18 protein-coding genes, 2 tRNA genes and 1 pseudogene are annotated in these 18,740 nt (G+C 65.7%); 15 read left to right on the top strand and 6 right to left on the bottom strand.

All coding sequences use genetic code 11. From position 1 onward, the window contains the following. The first annotated feature begins 59 nt into the window (after positions 1 to 59). The 5 genes from der to ACYVJ8_RS05880 are packed head-to-tail and all read left to right on the top strand — an operon-like array spanning position 60 to position 5,493. Positions 60 to 1,460, top strand: a complete 1,401-nt coding sequence (gene der / locus ACYVJ8_RS05900) for a ribosome biogenesis GTPase Der (protein ID WP_460710215.1) — start codon at positions 60 to 62, stop codon at positions 1,458 to 1,460. Beyond that, a complete protein-coding gene (gene mobA, locus ACYVJ8_RS05895; RefSeq protein ID WP_460710213.1) occupies positions 1,457 to 2,035 on the top strand; it encodes a molybdenum cofactor guanylyltransferase in 579 nt (192 codons plus the stop codon). The genes der and mobA overlap by 4 nt, the downstream gene beginning before the upstream one ends. Further along, a complete protein-coding gene (locus tag ACYVJ8_RS05890; RefSeq protein ID WP_460710211.1) occupies positions 2,028 to 3,242 on the top strand; it encodes a molybdopterin molybdotransferase MoeA in 1,215 nt (404 codons plus the stop codon). The genes mobA and ACYVJ8_RS05890 overlap by 8 nt, the downstream gene beginning before the upstream one ends. A gap of 48 nt (positions 3,243 to 3,290) precedes the next feature. After that, positions 3,291 to 4,418, top strand: a complete 1,128-nt coding sequence (gene moeB / locus ACYVJ8_RS05885) for a molybdopterin-synthase adenylyltransferase MoeB (RefSeq protein ID WP_460710209.1) — start codon at positions 3,291 to 3,293, stop codon at positions 4,416 to 4,418. Between the two features lie 13 nt (positions 4,419 to 4,431). After that, on the top strand, positions 4,432 to 5,493 hold the full coding sequence (locus tag ACYVJ8_RS05880; RefSeq protein WP_460710207.1) for a DUF2272 domain-containing protein: 1,062 nt from the start codon (positions 4,432 to 4,434) through the stop codon (positions 5,491 to 5,493). Positions 5,494 to 5,532: 39 nt separating this feature from the next. Here the strand turns inward: ACYVJ8_RS05880 and ACYVJ8_RS05875 are convergent, their stop codons facing one another. From ACYVJ8_RS05875 to ACYVJ8_RS05865, 3 genes are all read right to left on the bottom strand, one after another. Beyond that, entirely contained in the window at positions 5,533 to 5,748 is a 216-nt protein-coding gene (locus tag ACYVJ8_RS05875; protein WP_460710205.1) for a hypothetical protein, read from the bottom strand. Beyond that, positions 5,745 to 6,626 carry an alpha/beta hydrolase gene (locus ACYVJ8_RS05870; RefSeq protein WP_460710203.1) on the bottom strand — a complete coding sequence of 294 codons (882 nt, stop codon included), beginning with the start codon at positions 6,624 to 6,626 and terminating at the stop codon, positions 5,745 to 5,747. The genes ACYVJ8_RS05875 and ACYVJ8_RS05870 overlap by 4 nt, the downstream gene beginning before the upstream one ends. Positions 6,627 to 6,756: 130 nt before the next feature. Continuing rightward, on the bottom strand, positions 6,757 to 7,086 hold the full coding sequence (locus tag ACYVJ8_RS05865) for a DUF1244 domain-containing protein (protein ID WP_460710201.1): 330 nt from the start codon (positions 7,084 to 7,086) through the stop codon (positions 6,757 to 6,759). 96 nt (positions 7,087 to 7,182) lie between these two features. Here ACYVJ8_RS05865 and folD point away from each other — a divergent pair, with 96 nt between their 5' ends. The 5 genes and pseudogenes from folD (at position 7,183) to tadA (ending at position 12,214) form a co-directional block, all read left to right on the top strand. Beyond that, on the top strand, positions 7,183 to 8,043 hold the full coding sequence (folD, locus tag ACYVJ8_RS05860) for a bifunctional methylenetetrahydrofolate dehydrogenase/methenyltetrahydrofolate cyclohydrolase FolD (RefSeq protein WP_460710199.1): 861 nt from the start codon (positions 7,183 to 7,185) through the stop codon (positions 8,041 to 8,043). Between the two features lie 124 nt (positions 8,044 to 8,167). Next, positions 8,168 to 9,625, top strand: a complete 1,458-nt coding sequence (guaB, locus tag ACYVJ8_RS05855; protein ID WP_460711069.1) for an IMP dehydrogenase — start codon at positions 8,168 to 8,170, stop codon at positions 9,623 to 9,625. Between the two features lie 85 nt (positions 9,626 to 9,710). Next, a complete protein-coding gene (gene guaA, locus ACYVJ8_RS05850; protein ID WP_460710197.1) occupies positions 9,711 to 11,279 on the top strand; it encodes a glutamine-hydrolyzing GMP synthase in 1,569 nt (522 codons plus the stop codon). Between the two features lie 65 nt (positions 11,280 to 11,344). Next, positions 11,345 to 11,575 (top strand): annotated as a pseudogene (locus ACYVJ8_RS05845) (GIY-YIG nuclease family protein); the annotation flags it as partial. 129 nt (positions 11,576 to 11,704) lie between these two features. After that, positions 11,705 to 12,214 (top strand): tRNA adenosine(34) deaminase TadA, encoded by a 510-nt coding sequence (gene tadA / locus ACYVJ8_RS05840; protein ID WP_460711067.1) that lies wholly within the window; start codon positions 11,705 to 11,707, stop codon positions 12,212 to 12,214. Positions 12,215 to 12,230: 16 nt separating this feature from the next. On the opposite strand, the gene ACYVJ8_RS05835 is transcribed toward tadA, so the two are convergent. Further along, positions 12,231 to 12,689: a DUF2721 domain-containing protein gene (locus ACYVJ8_RS05835; protein ID WP_460710195.1), complete on the bottom strand. Its 459-nt coding sequence runs from the start codon at positions 12,687 to 12,689 to the stop codon at positions 12,231 to 12,233. Between the two features lie 60 nt (positions 12,690 to 12,749). Between ACYVJ8_RS05835 and orn the strand changes: the two genes are divergently transcribed. Next, entirely contained in the window at positions 12,750 to 13,313 is a 564-nt protein-coding gene (gene orn / locus ACYVJ8_RS05830; protein WP_460711065.1) for an oligoribonuclease, read from the top strand. Positions 13,314 to 13,317: 4 nt separating this feature from the next. Here orn and ACYVJ8_RS05825 read toward each other — a convergent pair whose 3' ends face one another. Together ACYVJ8_RS05825 and ppsA are read right to left on the bottom strand one after the other, a co-directional pair. Beyond that, positions 13,318 to 14,253, bottom strand: a complete 936-nt coding sequence (locus ACYVJ8_RS05825; protein WP_460710193.1) for a mechanosensitive ion channel family protein — start codon at positions 14,251 to 14,253, stop codon at positions 13,318 to 13,320. A 10-nt stretch (positions 14,254 to 14,263) separates the two neighbouring features. Next, entirely contained in the window at positions 14,264 to 16,648 is a 2,385-nt protein-coding gene (ppsA, locus tag ACYVJ8_RS05820) for a phosphoenolpyruvate synthase (protein ID WP_460710191.1), read from the bottom strand. Between the two features lie 132 nt (positions 16,649 to 16,780). Between ppsA and ppsR the strand changes: the two genes are divergently transcribed. The 4 genes from ppsR to ACYVJ8_RS05800 all read left to right on the top strand — a co-directional run bounded on the left by ppsR (position 16,781) and on the right by ACYVJ8_RS05800 (position 18,504). Then, positions 16,781 to 17,602, top strand: a complete 822-nt coding sequence (gene ppsR / locus ACYVJ8_RS05815) for a posphoenolpyruvate synthetase regulatory kinase/phosphorylase PpsR (protein ID WP_460710189.1) — start codon at positions 16,781 to 16,783, stop codon at positions 17,600 to 17,602. A gap of 127 nt (positions 17,603 to 17,729) precedes the next feature. Further along, positions 17,730 to 18,242: a DUF1249 domain-containing protein gene (locus ACYVJ8_RS05810; protein WP_460710187.1), complete on the top strand. Its 513-nt coding sequence runs from the start codon at positions 17,730 to 17,732 to the stop codon at positions 18,240 to 18,242. 45 nt (positions 18,243 to 18,287) lie between these two features. Next, positions 18,288 to 18,363 (top strand) — tRNA-Ala (locus ACYVJ8_RS05805). A gap of 65 nt (positions 18,364 to 18,428) precedes the next feature. After that, positions 18,429 to 18,504, top strand: a tRNA-Glu gene (locus tag ACYVJ8_RS05800). The last annotated feature ends 236 nt before the right edge of the window (positions 18,505 to 18,740 follow it).

The raw sequence follows: 18,740 nt of genomic DNA, 5'->3' as shown, positions 1-18,740 counted from the left end.
CGGTTCGCGGGTCTTCTGGACCGGCGAACCGCCTCGATTCGAATGATCGGCAGGTTCGCATGCTTCCCCTCGTCGCCCTGGTGGGCCGCCCCAACGTCGGCAAGTCGACGCTGTTCAACGCACTGACGCGTACTCGTGACGCGCTGGTGCACGATCAGCCTGGCGTGACCCGCGATCGCAACTACGGCGTGTGCCGGCCGGAAGGGCAGCGTCCCTTTGCCGTGGTCGATACCGGCGGCATCGCCGGTGTGGATGAAGGCCTCGCCGGCGCCACTGCGCGCCAGGCCCGGGCGGCAGCGGAAGAAGCCGATCTCGTCCTGTTCGTGGTCGATGGCCGCGAAGGCGCGTCGTCGTTGGACGACGACATCCTGCAATGGCTGCGCAAGGCCGCACGGCCGACGGTGCTCGTGGTCAACAAGACAGATGGCCTCGATGCGCGCGCCGCGATGGCCGAATTCGCCCGCTACGGCTTCAGCGATGTCATTGCGATTTCGTCCGCGCACCGGGTCGGACTGGACGAGTTGCTGGCCGACATCCACAAGCGCCTGCCGGAAGCGGGCAGCGCAGTCGAACTGGACAACGACCCCAACCGCATCCGCGTCGCCTTCATCGGCCGCCCCAATGTCGGCAAGTCGACGCTGGTGAACCGCCTGCTCGGCGAGGAGCGCATGATCGCGTCCGAGGTCCCGGGCACGACGCGCGATTCGGTCTCGATCGACATGGAGCGCGACGGCCGCCTGTATCGCCTGATCGACACCGCCGGCCTGCGCCGCAAGTCGAAGGTGGAGGAGGTGGTCGAGAAGTTCTCGATCGTGAAGACGCTCGCCGCGATCGAGGAATGCCAGGTCGCCGTGGTCATGCTCGATGCGGGCGAAGGCGTGACCGATCAGGATGCCAGCGTGCTCGGCTACGCGCTCGACGCGGGCCGCGCGCTGGTCGTTGCGGTCAACAAGTGGGATGGCCAGACCGACTACCAGCGCCAGCAGACCGAAAACCTGCTGGTACGCAAGCTCGCGTTCGTCGAATGGGCCGAAGCGGTGCGCATCAGCGCCAAGCACGGGTCGGGCCTGCGTGAGCTGTTCAACGCCATCCATCGCGCGCACAAGTCCGCGACCACCGAGCTGGGTACCAGCGAAGTGACCAAGGCGATGGAAATCGCCTACGAAACCAATCCGCCGCCGGTGGTGCGCGGACACGTGGCGAAGATGCGCTTCGCGCACCCGGGCGGCGTCAATCCGCCGACCTTCATCATCCATGGCACGCGCCTGCGCACGCTGGCCGACAGCTACAAGCGCTACCTGGAAAACTTCTTCCGCAAGCGCTTCAAGTTGGTCGGCACGCCGGTGCGCTTCGTGTTCAAGGAAGGCACCAATCCTTACGAGGGCAAGAAGAACGTCCTCACCGAGCGTCAGGTCGCGAAGAAGCGCCGCATGATCCGCCATGTGAAGCGAGGCAAGTGAGGTTTGGACCAGTCACCCTAGGCATCCTCGCCGGCGGCCGCGCCACGCGGCTCGGCGGCCTGGACAAGGCGTGGCTGGAGCGCGATGGCGTCGCGCAGGTGCTGCGCTGGCAGCGTCGCTTCGCTGCGGAAACCACGACGGTGATCGTGAGCGCCAATCGCGGGCTGGAACGCTACGCCGCCGCGGGTCTGCGTACCGTGTGCGATCGGGTCATGGGCGACATCGGTCCGCTCGCGGGGCTGGAGGCTTTGTTCGCGCACTGCGACACGCCCTGGTTGCTGACGCTTCCCGTCGATCTGGTCGGCGTCAACGACTGTCTGCTGCCCAGCCTCGTGGCGGGGTGTGCGCAGAACGGTGCGTTCGCGATCGACGACGACGGCCCGCAACCGCTGGTGGCCTTATGGCGCGTCGCGGCGGCCGCGGTTTGCGCCCACGACATGCTCGAACGCGGCCAAACCGCCGTGCACGCGCTGGAAACACAATTGGGCCTGCCGGGCGTTCGCTTCGCTGGCGTGCGTTTCGGCAACCTCAACACTCCCGACGACCTGCGCGCAGCCGGTATCCGCCATGACTGATTTTCCAACGGGGCTGCTGTTCGACGAAGCCATGACCGTGCTGGGCCAGGTGGCCGCGCGACGCCGGCTCGAGACCGAGACCTTGGCGCTTTCGCGCTGCCACGGTCGCGTGCTGGCGCAGGACATCGATGCTCCCATCGCCTTGCCTCCGTTCGACAACAGCGCGATGGACGGGTTTGCATTTCGCCACGCGGACCTGCAAGGCGACGAGACCTCGCTGCATCTTGCCGGGGAGCAATTCGCCGGACTGGCCCAGGACGTAGCGCTGGCCCATGGCGAATGCGTGCGCATCACAACCGGCGCGCCGATCCCGCCGGGTGCCGACACGGTGGCGATCAAAGAGAACTGCCGCGTCGACGGCGACGCCGTCGTCGTCCCGGGCGCGACGGTGAAAGGCGCCAACGTGCGCTACGCCGGCGAAGATGTGCGCGAAGGCGATCGCGTCCTCCAGGCGGGACAGGTGCTGACGCCTGCGCGCGTGTCCCTGGCGGCTTCGTTGGGCATCGCCTCCCTGCAGGTCTCGCGCAAACCGACCGTTGCGGTCTTCAGCACCGGCGACGAACTGGTGGAGCCCGGCATGCCGCTGCGCCCCGGCCAGATCTACGACAGCAATCGCGAGCTGCTGATGGGACTGCTGCGCGCGGAGGGCCTGGAACCCACGGCCTGGCCCCGTCTGCCGGACGATCCCAAACAAGTGGAGATCGCGCTGCGCGACGCCGGCTGCGCCTTCGACCTGATCATCACCGCGGGCGGCGTTTCGGCCGGCGAGAAGGATTATCTGCCGGGTGTGCTCGCGCAGTTCGGACAGACCCATTTCTGGAAGGTGAAGATGAAGCCGGGCATGCCCCTGCTGCTCGGCACGCTTGACCAGGCGCAGGTGCTCGGGTTGCCCGGCAACCCGGTGTCCGTGCTCGCGACCTACCTCACCTTCGGCCGCGCCCTGATCGACGCTTTGCAGGGCCGCAGCGAACCGCGTGCCACCTGGCGGGCGCAATTGGTTGCGCCCCTGGACAAGCCGCACCCGCGCCGCGAATTCCTCCGTGCCTGGCTGCAGGCGGGCGACAACGGCGTCTTGCACGTCGAGCCGAACCCCGCGACCGGATCGCATCGGCTGCATGCGGCGGCCCACGCGAACGCGCTCATCGTGGTTCCCGAAGGCCCGCAGCGCTATGCCGCCGGAGCCGTAGTGGAGGTCATTCCGCTGTAATCGGCGGAGTCGGTGGCGTTGCGCGTGAGCGACGCCGATAATCTGCCCATGGCCATTGCAGTGATTACGCCGGCAGACGCACTCGACCGCCAACGCAGCGGCGCAGTGCTGGTGGATGTGCGGGAGGCGCATGAACGCGCGACCGGTTTCGCGGCGGGCGCACTGGGCATCGCACGCGCCGAACTGGAGGCGGATCCGGCCGCAGTGCTGCCCGAAATCGGCGCCGAGATCCTGTTGATCTGCCAGTCCGGTGCGCGCTCGCTGAAAGCCGCGCAAGCCCTGCAGGACGCCGGTTACCGCTGTCTCGCCTCGGTGGAGGGCGGCACGACGCGCTGGATCGCCGAAGGGCTGCCGGTTACGCGTCCGCAGGTCGACACCGATTTCTACGATCGCTATTCGCGCCATCTGCGCCTGCCCGAAGTGGGTGAAGCCGGGCAGCGCAAGCTGGAAGCGGCACGCGTCGCGATGGTCGGCGCCGGCGGGCTGGGTTCGCCGGCGGCCTATTACCTCGCCGCCGCGGGCGTCGGCACGATCGTGTTGGCCGACGACGATGTGGTCGATCGCAGCAACCTGCAGCGGCAGATCCTGCACACCGAGGACCGCATCGGCCTCGCCAAGGTCGAATCGGCGCGCATTGCGCTGTCTGCCTTGAATCCGCGTCTGAAGGTCGAAGCATTCCCCGAACGCATCACCTCCGACAATGTCGAACGTCTGATCGCGGACGCCGACGTGGTCGTCGATGGCGCCGACAACTTTCCCGTGCGCTATCTGCTCAACGATGCCTGCGTGAAGCTGCGCAAGCCGCTGGTGTACGCCGCGGTGCATCGCTTCGAAGGGCAGGTGAGCGTGTTCGACGCCGGCCGCCATCGCGGGCAGGCGCCGTGCTACCGCTGCCTGTTTCCCGAGCCGCCGCCGCCCGAGGCCGCGCCCAACTGCGCCGAGGCCGGCGTACTCGGCGTCCTGCCAGGCGTGATGGGTCTGCTGCAGGCCACCGAAGCGGTGAAGCTGATCCTCGGCATCGGCGAGCCGCTCACCGGTCGCCTGCTGAACTTCGATGCATTGGCCATGCGTTTTCGCGAGACCCGCTTGCGCCCGGATCGTGACTGCCCCGTGTGTGCGGCGGAACGTGAATTCCCCGGCTACATCGACTATGCGAGGTTTTGCGCGGGACAGTAGAGGAACCAAGCCGATGGACAGCGTTCGCGTCGTGGCCAACCGGTTCGTTCGCTTCGCCGTCGTGCTCGTCTTGCTGGCGTTCGGCCCACTCTGCGCCGCGCAGGACACTGCGCCCGCCGTGGCGTCGCCCTCGTTGTGCAGCCGCATTCCGCAATCGCCGCCGTCCTACGGCGCGCGCATCGCCTTGATCGCCTGTGCCGAGAACGCGTTGTGGTTCGGGCCCTTCATCGATGCGCAGGGACGACTGGCCAGCCTGACGGTCTCGGAAGGCGAGCGCCTGCGTCTGCAGGACGGCACCACACCGGCATGGCAACGCGTCGCCGATTATTGGAAAGGCAGCGGCTTGCTGACGCAGATGGCGAATTTCCCTGGTGCGCTGGATTGCGGTCTGGCCGGCGACAGTCATCTGCAGACGTCGTCGTGCCGCGCGTTTCTGAGCGACACGCCGTGGTCGGCCGTGTTCGTTTCCTACGTCATGAACCGCGCGGGCGTGCCGGGATTCAATCCGTCCGCGAGCCACATCGATTACATCCGCGATGCCTATCGCTATCCGCAGGCTTCGCCTTATGTGCTGGCCGATCCGGATACCACCAGTCCCGCCGCCGGCGATCTGCTCTGCTTCTCGCGCGGTCGCAACGACGTCGGCGCACAGGGCTTCCGCGCCTTCCTCGCCAGCGGTTCGGGCGACGGCATGAACATGCATTGCGACATCGTCGTCGCCGCCAATCCCGACGGCGACGGCAAGCTTTATCTCGTCGGCGGCAACGTGCTGCAGGGCGTCACGCTGCGGGTGCTCGCGCTCAACCGCAGCAACGCCATCTGGGGGTTGCCGCGACGCATCGGCGATCCGGCCGCGTGCCAGCCCGGTAGCGAGGGCACGTGCAGTTTCAACCGACAGGACTGGGTCGCGCTGATGAAGCTCAAACCCTTGCCCGTGCCCAGTGGATTGGCGCCCGTGCCGAGCGCGCCACCGCGCTGCTGTACGCAGTGTCCACTGCCGATACCGGCCGAACTGAAGCGCTGCCCGCCCTTGCAGCGTCCGGTGGACGCGCAGCAGGGCGGGCAGGGAGGTTAGGGACTGTTCGCTTTGGACGACGCCGTTGGCGGGACGCGCTCAGACGACGCGTTCGACGACTGCACCGGCGCTGGCCGACCGGCGCCGCGGTTTGGCGCGCGGATCCAATTGCACGTTGAGCACCATGTTGCAGTGAATGCAGCTGTAGCTCAGGCAGCGGATGTCGTCATTGCCATTGTTCTGGCCGAAAACGCTCTCGATGCGCACATGCAGCAAACGCTTGCCGCATTTGGGGCATTCGCCTTGGTTGATCATGTCGACGTTCTCCGGAACGGATACGGATTCGGGTGAGCCGGACTCGAGTGAGCCAAGTTCGGGCGGCGCAGGTCGGAGTGGCGCCCCTTACGAGTATTGGGCGTGTAGGTGAGAGTCTGCGCCGTGAAGAAGACCCTGAGCGCCTTGGAAAAGCCGCGCGCGCTGGCCACGTTGCCGTGCTCGGCCGCCGGTAGTTCGAGCACGTGCGGTGGCCGCGGCAGCGAGTCGATCAGCCGTTGCGTATTCGCGGCCGGGATCACCGCATCGCGTCCGGCACGGACCACCAGGATCGGACCGCGGTGGCGCGCCAGGTTCGACACCGAGTCGTAGCGCTCGCGCGCCAGCAGGCGTACGGGCAGCCACCGGTAATGGAACTGGCCGATGTCGGTGAGCGTGTCATAGGGGGTGATCAGTGCCAGGCGCCGCACCCGGCGCCGCGCCGCCACGTGGGCGGCGACACCCGAGCCCAGGCTGTAACCGATCACGTCAACGCCGGTCCGCGGGTGCTGCCGGCGTACGTGATCGAACAATGCCAGGGCATCGCCGGCCAGCGATTCCTCGCTGGGTTCGCCTTCGCTGGCACCGAACCCGCGATAGGCGACCAGGTAGCACGTGTGGTGCGGGAACCAGCGGGCGAAGTTGACCCGGTGCTGCTGGATCGGTTCCGAGTTCCCGCCGAAGTAGACCAGCGCGCGTTTCTGTCCCGGGTTGACGATCCAGCCACGCAGCGTGATGTCGCCGTTCACCAGCGCGAAATTGGTCTGCTCCACTTCGACCCGCGTAGGCGCCGGGCAATACACCAGGTCGCGCTGGCGCACGTACATGAGGCCACATAAGCCCACGTACGCCATCGTCAATGGCAGTGCGATCCAGAACATGGCCCTGTGCCGTGTGGCGTTCGACCCTTTCGCTAGGAACCTGAGAGAAGCCTAGGGTTCACGACGTGATCCGGATGCATGCGCGGTTTCGTCGTACTTCATTCGGTATTGACGAACCCGTACCGTTCCCCTACGTCGCGGCCGGAGGCTTGCTCTTATGCAAACGCTGCGCAGCCTCGAACGCGGCCAGTTGCTCCGGCGTCGCCTCGCGCTGGTGCTTGGCCTTCCACTGCGGGAAGGCTTCGCCGTAGACCGTTTCGCGCGCCTCGTCCTTGGTCATGGTGATGCCGCGGTGCTCGGCGGCCTCCCGGTACCAGTCGGCCAGGCAGTTGCGGCAGAAGCCGGCCAGGATCATCAGGTCGATGTTCTGGACGTCGGGCCGTTCCTGCAGCAGATGGTCGCGCAGGCGACGGAACACGGCGGCTTCGATCTGGGTGGTTTCGAAATCGGTGTCGGACATGGCGAGAGGCCTGTGAAAGCAGACCGGAGCAGGGGAGGGATGGGCGATAATGTGCGCCTTCATCCCCCAACACCACCCAAGTCGGCCCGCCTACGCATGACCGCCCGCATCCTTGACGGCAAACGCATCGCCGAAGACCTGCTCGACAACCTCAAGGCGCGGGTCGATGCGCGGGTCAAGGCGGGCCAGGCCGCCCCGGGCCTGGCCGTGGTGCTGGTGGGCAACGATCCGGCCTCGGCGGTCTACGTCAAGAACAAGCGCCGCGCGGCGCAGAAGGTCGGCATCCGGGCGATCGACTACGACCTGCCCGCCGACACCAGCGACGAGCAACTGCTGGCCCTGGTCGACCAGCTCAATGCCGATCCGCAGGTGCACGGCATCCTCGTGCAACTGCCGCTGCCGGGCCATCGCGATGCCACCCATCTGATCCATCGCATCGACCCGCGCAAAGACGTGGACGGTTTCCATCCGGAAAACGTGGGCCATCTGGCGTTGCGCCAGTTCGGCCTACGTCCCTGCACGCCGCGCGGGATCACCACGCTGCTGGCCTATACCGACCGGCCGGTGCGCGGGCAGAGTGCAACGATCGTTGGCGTTTCCAACCATGTCGGCCGGCCGATGGCGCTGGAACTGCTGATCGCCGGCTGCACGGTGACCAGCTGCCACAAGTTCACCCCGCCGGACGTGCTCGAACGCGCCGTGCGCGACGCCGACATCCTGGTGGTGGCCGTGGGCAGGCCGCAGCTGATTCCGGGCGAATGGGTCAAGCCCGGCGCCGTGGTGATCGATGTGGGCATCAATCGCCTGGACGACGGCCGCCTGGTCGGCGACGTGGGGTTCGCGGCCGCCTCGCAGCGCGCCAGCTGGATCACGCCGGTGCCGGGCGGCGTCGGGCCGATGACCGTGGCGACCCTGATGCAGAACACGCTGGAAGCCGCCGAGGCCGCGGACGCCTGAGCGGGGATTAAGCACAGTCCGTGACCACAGTTTCCCACGCGCTGCGGCGCGTTTTGGCCCAAACGCATGCCAATTGGGGCCGCGGCGCGTTACAATGACTCGCTTCATCCACCCGGGACCGCCCATGCTGCGTATCCAGGCTGAAGCGCTGACCTACGACGACGTTTCCCTCGTCCCCGCGCATTCGATCGTCCTGCCTAAGGACGTCTCGCTCGCCACGCGACTGACCCGCGACCTGACCATTCGCCTGCCGATCCTGTCGGCGGCCATGGACACGGTCAGCGAAGCCCGCCTCGCCATCGCGATGGCGCAACTGGGCGGCATCAGCATCGTCCACAAGAACATGAGCCTCGAGGCGCAGGCGGCGCAGGTCGCCCACGTCAAGAAGTTCGAAGCGGGCGTGATCAAGGAGCCGTTTACCGTCGGCCCCGAAACCACGATCGCCGAAGTGCTCAAGCTCACCCGCGCCCGCAACATCTCGGGCGTGCCGGTGGTGGAGAGCGGGCAACTGGTCGGCATCGTCACCAGCCGCGACATGCGCTTCGAGAAGAAGCTCGACGATCCGGTCCGCCACATCATGACCAAGAAGGATCGCCTGATAACGGTGCGCGAAGGCGCATCGGACGAGGAAGTCCTGCAGCTCCTGCACAAGCACCGCATCGAGAAGGTGCTGGTGGTCAACGACGGCTTCGAGCTGCGCGGCCTGATCACGGTGAAGGACATCCAGAAGAAGTCCGACAACCCCAACGCCGCCTACGACAGCAGCGAACGCCTGCTGGTCGGCGCCGCAGTGGGCGTCGGTGGCGATACCGAGGCGCGCATCGAAGCACTCGCTGCCGCCGGCGTGGACGTCGTGGTGGTCGACACCGCGCACGGCCACTCGCAAGGCGTGCTGGACCGCGTGAAGTGGGTCAAGAAGCGCTTCCCGCAGCTGCAGGTCATCGGCGGCAACATCGTTACCGGCGATGCCGCGCTCGCGTTGATGGATCACGGCGCGGACGCGGTGAAGGTCGGCGTCGGCCCCGGTTCGATCTGCACCACGCGCATCGTGGCCGGTGTGGGCGTGCCCCAGGTCACCGCGATCGACATGGTCGCCGAGGCGCTGCAGGACCGCATTCCGCTGATCGCCGACGGCGGCATCCGTTACTCCGGCGACATCGGCAAGGCGCTGGTCGCCGGCGCTTCCTCGGTGATGATCGGCGGCCTGTTCGCCGGTACCGAAGAAGCCCCGGGCGAAGTCGAACTCTTCCAGGGCCGCAGCTACAAGAGCTACCGCGGCATGGGTTCGCTGGGCGCGATGGAGCAGGGCTCCAAGGACCGCTATTTCCAGGACGCGAGCGACGCCGACAAGCTGGTGCCCGAAGGCATCGAAGGCCGCGTGCCGTACCGCGGCCCGCTGCGCGGCGTGGTGCATCAGCTCGCCGGTGGCCTGCGCGCGACGATGGGTTATGTCGGCTGCTCGACGATAGAAGAAATGCGCAAGAAGCCGTCGTTCGTGAAGGTCACCAGCGCGGGTACGCGCGAGAGTCACGTGCACGACGTGCAAATCACCAAAGAACCGCCGAACTATCGCGCTGGATGAGTTTGATCGCAGAAGGGAGACGGCAGTTTCCCTTCTTCGTTTTTGAGTCCGGTTTTTTCAATTCGTACTTCGCACCGCCGACCCCATGACGACGAATATCCATAGCGACAAGATCCTCATCCTCGATTTCGGTGCGCAGTACACGCAGCTGATCGCACGCCGCATCCGCGAGATCGGCGTCTACTGCGAAGTCTGGGCCTGGGACCACGATCCGGCCGAGATCGCGAAGTTCGGCGCCAAGGGCATCATCCTGTCAGGCGGCCCGGAGTCGACCACGCAGCACGGCGCGCCCAAGGCGCCGCAGGAAGTCTTCGACAGCGGCCTGCCGATCCTCGGCATCTGCTACGGCATGCAGACCCTGGCCGCGCAGCTGGGTGGCGCGACGGAAGCCGCGGATGCGCGCGAATTCGGCCATGCCGAAGTCGAACTGGTCGCCAAGGACGCCTTGCTCGGCGGCCTGAGCGATCACGACGGCGAATCGCGCATCGACGTGTGGATGAGCCACGGCGATCACGTCGCCAAGGCGCCGCCGGGCTGGACGATCACCGCCGTCACCGACCGCATCCCGGTCGCCGCGATGGCATTGGAAGCCAAGCGCTGGTACGGCGTGCAGTTCCATCCGGAAGTCACGCACACCAAGCAGGGCCAGACCTTGCTGCGCCGCTTCGTCGCCGACATCTGCGGCTGCCAGACGCTGTGGACCGCCGCCAACATCATCGAAGACCAGATCGCGCGCGTACGCGAGCAGGTCGGCGACGACGAGGTGATCCTCGGCCTGTCGGGCGGCGTGGACTCCTCGGTCGTCGCGGCGCTGCTGCACAAGGCGATCGGCAAGCAGCTGACCTGCGTGTTCGTCGACACCGGCCTGCTGCGCTGGAACGAGGGCGACCAGGTGATGGCGATGTTCGCCGAGCACATGGGCGTCAAGGTGGTCCGCGTCAACGCGGCCGACCGCTATTTCGAGAAGCTCAAGGGCGTCGACGATCCGGAAGCCAAGCGCAAGATCATCGGCAACCTCTTCATCGAGATCTTCGACGAAGAATCCGCCAAGCTCAGCAACGCGAAGTGGCTGGCGCAGGGCACGATCTATCCGGACGTGATCGAGTCCGCCGGCAGCAAGACCGGCAAGGCGCACGTCATCAAGAGCCACCACAACGTCGGCGGCCTGCCCGAGGACATGAAGCTCAAGCTGGTGGAGCCGCTCCGCGAGCTGTTCAAGGACGAAGTGCGTCGCCTCGGCGTCGAACTCGGCCTGCCGCGCGCGATGGTCTATCGCCATCCGTTCCCGGGCCCGGGCCTGGGCGTGCGCATCCTCGGCGAGGTCAAGCGCGAGCATGCCGAACTGCTGGCCAAGGCCGACCACATCTTCATCGACGAGCTGCGCAAGTCCGGCTGGTACGACAAGGTCAGCCAGGCCTTCGCGGTGTTCCTGCCGGTGAAGTCGGTCGGCGTGGTCGGCGACGCGCGCGCCTACGAGTGGGTGATCGCGCTGCGTGCGGTGGAGACCATCGACTTCATGACCGCGCACTGGGCGCACCTGCCGTACGAGCTGCTGGGCACGGTGTCCAACCGCATCATCAACGAACTGCGTGGCGTGTCGCGCGTCGTCTACGACATCAGCGGCAAGCCGCCGGCGACGATCGAGTGGGAGTAAGGTTGGGATGTATGGCGGGTTTTGCTGACAGCCAACCATCCCGCTCATCCTGAGCTTGTCGAAGGATGCCCCGAGATCTAACCGTGACATTCTGGACCTACATCCTCAAGTGTGCGGACGGCTCGTATTACACGGGCCACACGGACGATCTCGAGTTTCGGTTGGCGCAGCACGATCAAGGCGCGATTCCCTCGTGCCACACCTTTTCGCGTAGGCCGGTTGAGCTTGTTTATTCACAGGCCTTCGAGGATCGGGACGATGCTTTTCGCGCAGAGCGCCAGATCAAGGGGTGGCGGCGGGAGAAGAAGGAGGCGCTGATTGCGGGGCGCTTCGATCTTTTGCCGTCACTTGCTAGAACAGCACGAGTGGGTAGCGGACACGATGCGAGCGTCCTTCGACAGGCTCAGGACGAGCGGGTATCCGGGATGGCTCAGGTGCTTCGACATGCTGCGGACACGCAGATAAGTGAGTCGGATATGCACTGGATGCATCACGCGCTCGCCTTGGCCGAGCGCGCGCAGCACGAGGACGACGAGATTCCGGTAGGCGCCGTGCTCGTTTCCGCGGAAGGCGAAATCCTCGGCGAGGGCTGGAACCGCAACATCACCGAGAGCGACCCCACCGCGCATGCGGAAGTCGTCGCGATGCGTGCCGCGGGGGCCAAGCTCGCCAATCACCGCCTGCTGGGCACGACGCTCTACGTGACGCTGGAGCCTTGTGCCATGTGCGCGATGGCGATGATCCATGCCCGCGTCGGACGGGTGGTGTTCGGCGCGAGCGATCCCAAGACCGGCGCCGCCGGCAGCGTCTTCGACCTGCTCGCCGATCCACGACACAATCATCGCATCGACGTGCAGGGCGGCGTGCTGGCGGAAGAAGCCAGCCGGCGGCTCACCAATTACTTCCGCGCCAAGCGCGGCAAGACGCCGTTGTAGATTCGAGTCGCGGGCTTCAGCGGCTCTTGCGGCCGAGTTCGTGGTCCAGTTCGAGGTCGAAGCTCTGCACGGCCAGGCTGACCTCCCGCCACAGGAAGAAACTGGCCACGAGCAGGAACGACACGCCGAACACCGCCAGCACTGTCGGCAGCGCGCCCATGCGGAATCCCAATACCGCATCCACCGCCAGCGTCAGGCTGGTGCCAACGAAGCTGGCCAGCGCCGCATAGAGCATCTGGCACGCGCGCAGGACCAGGTGCGCGCGCTGGCGATGGCGAGTGATCTGCATGTCGCGTTCGGCGCGGTCGGGCGCTTCGGCTTCCCACGCCACGATCAGCGACCTCAAACGATCGACCACGCGCGCCAGCCGCGTATTCGCGGCCGTGAGCAGCGCGGCCGTGGCGGTCAGGAAGAACGCCGGTGCCAGCATCGCGGTGAGGATGGCGTAATGGACGTACGTCGGGTTGGAGAACATGGGGTTCGATTCGACGGAGGCTGAGCTATGATGCGACGTCCCGGACGGCAGTGCGAGCGAATGGTGAACCCGCAGAAGGAACAGCGACTGATCTGGATCGACCTGGAAATGACCGGGCTCGATACCGACAACGATTCGATCCTGGAGATCGCCACCGTCGTCACCGATGCACAGTTGCAGGTGCTCGCGGAAGGTCCCGAACTCGCCATCGCGCATCCGCTGGAACGGCTCCAGGCGATGGACGAGTGGAACCGCAATCAGCACGGCAAATCCGGTTTATGGCAGCGCGTTCTGGAGCAGGGCGTGTCGATGGCGGAAGCCGAAAAGCGCACGCTGGATTTTCTCGCCCAGTGGGTGCCGGCCAATTGTTCGCCCATGAGCGGCAATTCAATCTGCCAGGACCGCCGCTTCCTGCACCGCTGCATGCCGCAGCTGGAAAAGTACTTCCATTACCGCAACCTCGACGTCAGCACGATCAAGGAACTAGCGCGGCGCTGGGCCCCAAGCGTGCTCAATGGCGTGCGCAAGGAATCCAAGCACACGGCGCTGAGCGACATCCACGATTCGATCGCCGAACTCGCGCACTACCGCGTGGTGATGGGCAAGCTGGGCGGCCTCGACTGAGGCGTCAGCCTCTGGGCTGATTCGATCCCGGCGCGTCGGTCGCCGGAGCGTTCAAGACCGCACTGCTCAGCGCGTCCGTCAGCGCACGGCCGTCGGCACCGTGATGGAAGACGCGAACATCGCGCACCGTCGCCGGCAGGCCGATGCCCATCTCGATCAGCGCATTGCGGACGGCTTCGGTCAGATCGCTGCGCAACTGCATGACATCGCCGGTGCGTGCCCAGACCCGCAATTCGATGCTGAGGCGATTGTCGGCCGCCAGGCCGGTGGCGAGTACGGCCGGCTCGGGTTCCTGCATGACGCGCGCGTCCTGCTTTGCGATCTCGATCAGGCGTGCCCGCGCGGCCTGCAGATCGTCGCCGTGCGCGAGGCTGGAAGCGATATCGATCCGGCGCTTCATCGTCGCGGTGAAGTTGGTGATCGCCGCCGCGGTGATCAGGCCGTTGGGCACGATCACGACGCGGTTGTCGGGCGTGCGCAGACGCGTCTGGAAAACACGCACCTGCTCGACCGTTCCTTCGAGACTCGCGACGTTGACGTAGTCGCCCGCACGGAAGGGCCGTTGCACGATCAGCTGGAAGCCGGCGACGAGATTCGACAGCGAGTCCTTCAAGGCCAGGCCGATACCCAGGCCGGCCGCACCGAGCACCGCAAACAGCGAAGCGGGCGCGAAGCCCATGTATTGCAGCGCCGCCAGGATGACTATTACGACCATCGCCGCATACGCGATGTTGCGCAGGAAGCCACGCAGCGTGGCTTCCGTGTGCGTGCGTTCCAGGACGCGGTCGAGCGTGCGCGAGAGCCGCTTCGCCAGCCACAACCCGATCAGCAGGATGAGTGCCGCACCCAGCAGGCGCAGGCCGTAAACCTCGGCCAGCGCCCGCCAGTGTTCCAGCGAGTGCAGTTCCTTCAGCGTGGTCCCGGCGACGACTTCTTCCATGGCGCGGCGATCAGGCGGCGGCCGCGGCGGCCTTCACCTTGGCCAGACGCAGCCAGGTGTCGACGACGGTGTCGGGATTGAGCGACACCGACTCGATGCCTTGCTCCATCAGCCACACGGCAAGATCCGGATGATCGCTCGGGCCCTGACCGCAGATGCCGACGTACTTGCCCTTGGCGCGTGCGGCCTGGATGGCCATCGACAGCATCTTCTTGACCGCCGGATTGCGTTCGTCGAACAGGCTGGCGACGATCGCGGAGTCGCGGTCCAGGCCCAGCGTCAGCTGGGTTAGGTCGTTCGAGCCGATCGAGAAGCCGTCGAAGATGTCGAGGAATTCATCGGCGAGCAGTGCGTTCGACGGCACTTCGCACATCATGATGACCTTCAAACCGTCCTTGCCCTGTTCCAGACCGTTGGCCTTGAGCACTTCGATGACCTTGCGGCCTTCTTCCAGCGTGCGCACGAACGGGATCATGACCCAGCAATTGGTCAGACCCATCTGTTCGCGCACCTTCTTCACCGCGCGGCATTCAAGCGCGAAGCAGTCGGCGAAGCTCGGATCGACATAGCGGCTCGCGCCGCGGAAGCCGATCATCGGGTTTTCTTCGTGCGGCTCGTAACGCGCGCCGCCGATCAGGTTGGCGTATTCGTTCGACTTGAAGTCGGACAGGCGCACGATCACCGGATGCGGCGCGACCGACGCGGTGATGGTGGCGATGCCTTCGGCCAGACGATCCACGTAGAAATCGACCGGATGGCCGTAGCCGGCGATCTTGGCGTCGATCTTCTTCTTGGTTTCCGCGTCCTGCGAGGAATACTCGAGCAGCGCCTTCGGATGGATGCCGATGTGGCTGGCGATGATCATTTCCAGGCGCGCCAGGCCGATGCCGGCATTGGGCAGCATGGCGAAATCGAAGGCGCGCTCCGGGTTGGCGACGTTCATCATCACCTTGAGCGGCGCTTCCGGCATCTTGTCGAGGTCGGCGACGTTGCGCTCGAAGGGCAGGGCGCCCGCGTAGATGTAGCCGGTGTCGCCTTCGGCGCAGGAGATGGTGACTTCCTGGCCGTCCTGGATCGTGTCCAGCGCATTGCCGGTACCGACGACAGCCGGCACGCCCAGTTCGCGCGCGATGATCGCCGCGTGGCAGGTACGGCCGCCGCGGTTGGTGACGATCGCCGCCGAACGCTTCATCACCGGTTCCCAATCCGGGTCGGTCATGTCGGCGACGAGCACGTCGCCCGGCTGCACGCGGCTCATGTCGTCGAGCGAACGCACCACACGGGCGACGCCACTGCCGATCTTGTTGCCGATGGCGCGTCCTTCCGCGATCACTTCACCGCGCTTGATGAGCGCATAGCGTTCGATCTGCGTGGCGTGCGCACGCGACTTCACCGTTTCCGGACGCGCCTGGACGATGAAGAGCTTGCCGCTGATACCGTCCTTCGCCCATTCGATATCCATCGGGCGGCCGTAGTGCTTTTCGATCACCAGCGCCTGCTTGGCCAGTTCGTGCACGTCGGCGTCGTTGATGGAGAAGGTGTTGCGCAGGTCGGCAGGGGTTTCTTCGATCCTGACGCGCTCGCCCGGCTGGTCCGAATACACCATGCGCTGCTGCTTGGCGCCGATCGAACGACGCAGGATCGCCGGCTTGCCCTGTTGCAACGTGGGCTTGTAGACGTAGAACTCGTCGGGGTTCACCGCGCCCTGCACGACCATCTCGCCCAGGCCGAAGCTGGAAGTGATGAAGACCACCTCGCGGAAGCCGGATTCGGTGTCCAGCGTGAACAGCACGCCCGAAGCGCCGACGTTCGAGCGCACCATCAGCTGCACGCCGGCGGACAGGAACACGTCCTCGTGCTTGAAGCCATGGTGCACGCGATAGGCGATGGCGCGGTCGTTATAAAGCGAAGCGAAGACTTCCTTGACCTTGTGCACCACGTCGTCGGCACCGGTCACGTTGAGGAAGGTTTCCTGCTGGCCGGCGAACGAAGCGTCGGGCAGGTCTTCAGCGGTAGCCGACGAACGCACGGCGACGGCCACGTCCGAACCACCGTTCTCATCGCACAATTGCTTATACGCCTTGCGGATGTCGGCATCGAGGTCCGCCTGCAGCGGCGCGTCGATCACCCAGCCGCGGATTTCCTTGCCGGCCGCGGTGAGGGCGGGGACGTCTTCCACGTCCAGCGTCGCCAGCTTGTCGTAGATGCGCTGATGCAGATCGTTGTGGGCGATGAAGGCCTTGAAGGCTTCCGCCGTGGTCGCGAAACCGCCGGGAACGGAAACGCCGAGGTTCGCCAGATTGCCGATCATCTCGCCGAGCGAGGAGTTCTTGCCGCCCACGCGGGCCAGGTCGGACAGGCGAAGCGCGTGCAGCCAGAGGATGTTCTCGTTCAAGACGGGGCTCCGTAAGGGGGGAGGGGCCGGAGGGCCTGGATGGCGAAACCGCTATTATCGCCGCTGCTCCGGGCCCAGACAAACGCGGCTCGCAGCGGTTTTTCGATAACTCAGACGCTTGCGAGGTGGGTGATGCCCGGAATTCGGCCGGTCTTCTACGTTTCCGACGGTACCGGCATCACCGCCGAGACGATCGGGCACAGTCTGCTCACGCAGTTCACCCAGACGCGCTTCGTCACCGACCGCTATTCCTTCGTCGACAGCGTGGAGCGGGCGGCGGAGATCGCCGCGAAGGTCCGGGCGGCCGCCGAGCAATACAGCGCCCGTCCGATCGTGGTGAATTCCTGCGTCGACGGCACCGTAAGCGCCGCCCTGGCCGAGAGCGGGGCGCTGATGCTGGATATCTTCGCGCCGTTCATCGAGCCGCTGGAACGCGAGCTGGGCGAGGCCCGCGAGCGCCGCATCGGCCAGGCCCACGGCCTGGTCGACTTCGACACCTATCACCGTCGCATCAACGCGATGAATTTCGCGTTGACCCACGACGACGGCGCGGCGACCGACTACGCGGGCGCGGACGTGATCCTGGTGGCGGTGTCGCGCGCCGGCAAGACGCCTACCTGCGTCTATCTGGCGCTGCACTACGGGATTCGCGCGGCCAATTACCCGCTGACCGAAGAGGATCTGGAGCACGATCGTCTGCCGGCGCGGCTGCGGCCTTATCGCAACAAGCTGTTCGGGCTGACCATCGACCCGGTACGTCTACAGCAGATCCGGCAGGAACGCCGGCCTAATTCGCGCTACGCGCAGTACGAGACGTGCAGGCGGGAGGTCGCGGCGGCGGAGGCGATGTTCCGCGGAGAGCGGATTTCGACGCTGAGCACCACGCACACCTCGATCGAGGAAATCGCCAGCAAGGTGCTGAGCACGCTGGGCATCCATCGCGAAATGTTCTGAGCTGATGTCCGGCCGCTGAAGCGGCTGCGGAACGCCACAAAACGCGAGGGAAGAACTGTGACATTAGGCGCGTTCATCCGGCGCGTCAACGCTGCGCCTTGCTGTCCGCACGTGTAGGATCGGGCCCATGCAGCAGCTAGTTCACCGCAACGCGCACGCCGATCTGCTGGGCCGTCTCCGGCTCGGCAAGTTCGGCTGGCTGATGGGGCTGTACGCGGAAAATCACGTCCGCCTGCAGCGATTGTTCGAACCCGCCGATCTGGCGCCGGGACGCTACCGATCCGATATCGGCGACGGCGTGCCGCTGCTCCTGGATGTCATCGAGCAGCATCGCTACACCACCGAATTGCGCCTGACCTACGACATGCTCGATCCGGTGACCGGCGAGCCCGATCCGTCGGCGTATCTGCGCGTCTACCACGACGCGCGCCAGGTCGAAGCCACGCATTGCTACGTCGGACGGCGCTGGCAGGACGTCATCGGCATGTATCCGCCGCCCGCCGCCGTCATCGGCCATCGCCTGCGCATGAACACGTTTCTCGGCAAGTGGGTGCAGTACCTGGCGGAGAGTGGCCACGGTGTCGCGACGCTGCGTCGTCTTGGCGACACCGACGTGAAAAAAATCGAAAAGGTGGCTTGACGCTCCTGAATCAGCCCCCTAAGATAGCGGTCTTTCCAGCGCCGTGGGGCCATAGCTCAGCTGGGAGAGCGCCTGCATGGCATGCAGGAGGTCGCCGGTTCGATCCCGGCTGGCTCCACCACTGGTTACAAAAAACAGGCCGGCTTTCAACGAAGAACATCTCGATGAAAGCAAAAGTTTTACAGCGTCCCCATCGTCTAGAGGCCTAGGACATTACCCTTTCACGGTAGCGACCGGGGTTCGAATCCCCGTGGGGACGCCAACTAAGCAAACACTCAGGGCTCGGGAAACCGGGCCCTGAGTGTTTTTGGCATTCGTTCGGTAATTCCTGCGAGCGCGTGTGTCAGATCGATGCTGACCTTCGAGATTCAGGCTGATCGCTCAGCTTTGAGCTCGAACGCTTGCAGGCGCTCAGGCTCTTGCCGAGGTCGCTCGTCGACTGACCCGCATCGGGTACGAATGCCGCAACATAGACTAGCGCAGCGACTTGTCGTTCGT

The organism is Lysobacter terrae (genome assembly GCF_054782215.1).
The sequence above is the reverse complement of the archived record's forward strand: the minus strand, read 5'-3'. Positions and strand labels throughout refer to the sequence as shown.